Genomic DNA, 830 nt, shown 5'->3' with positions numbered 1-830 from the left:
CCTGACTCGTGCTGGCGTGGATCGAGGCCGGCAAACGCCACGGCTTGCTTGGCGTTATCGAAGCGTTCCGTGTCGGCATAGTAAGACAGCAGGACGGGAATCGTACGCTCTCCCAGGCCAGGAATGCTATCGAGCAGATCACGCTTGTCGTGTAAGTCCGGGTCGTCATCGATATGGCGTTTGATCGCCTCGATGAGTTCCTTGATTTGTCTATCGAGCCACGCAATGTGCTCTTCGATACCTTGGCGTACCGCTTCACGCGCGACATCGAGCCGGTTCGTCTCCTGCAATCGCATCGCCTGCAACGCCTCCAGGCGCAGCACCATGGCGCGCAGTGCTTGTGCAGCTGGCGATGGTGCGATCCAGGGCTCAGGCTGGCGTTCATGGGAGAAGTCAGCAATCAACTGAGCATCAACTTTATCGGTCTTGGTGCGTACCAGACGCGAGGCGCCAAAGGCCTTGATCTGCGCAGGGTTGATAACGCTCACCACCATACCAAGTCCTGCCAGATATTCTGCAACACCTTCCCAATAGGTGCCAGTCGCCTCCATGCACACTCTCGGGTTGCTGGCATCATGCTTGAGCAGCCATTCTTTCAGTACAACAAATCCTTTGTAGTTATTCTCTACTACCTTGTTACGGTGCTTGCCATTGGGCAGGCGCAGCGCGCAGTCAAGCTTTGCCTTGGCAACGTCGATTCCTAAATTAAACATGCTGTGGTCCTCTTGCGATCTACCTTGTGAATGCGGGCTAACCGGCGTGCCGGTGCCAAAGATACTGTCCGATCTTGACATGGAGGGTGGGTAACTGGTGCGAGATCTACATCGCTG

At 55.7% G+C, this 830-nt stretch carries 1 protein-coding gene; it reads right to left on the bottom strand.

The window, feature by feature from the left end; all coding sequences use genetic code 11:
* The coding region (locus ACP7B7_RS31625; RefSeq protein WP_426079363.1) for an IS110 family transposase at positions 1–713 on the bottom strand (713 nt) is incomplete at its 3' end.
* Positions 714–830 lie beyond the last annotated feature (117 nt).

The organism is Janthinobacterium sp. PSPC3-1 (assembly GCF_049896105.1).
Lineage (GTDB): Bacteria > Pseudomonadota > Gammaproteobacteria > Burkholderiales > Burkholderiaceae_D > Janthinobacterium.
Note: the sequence above shows the minus strand (reverse complement) of the source record. Positions and strands in the feature narration are given on the sequence as shown.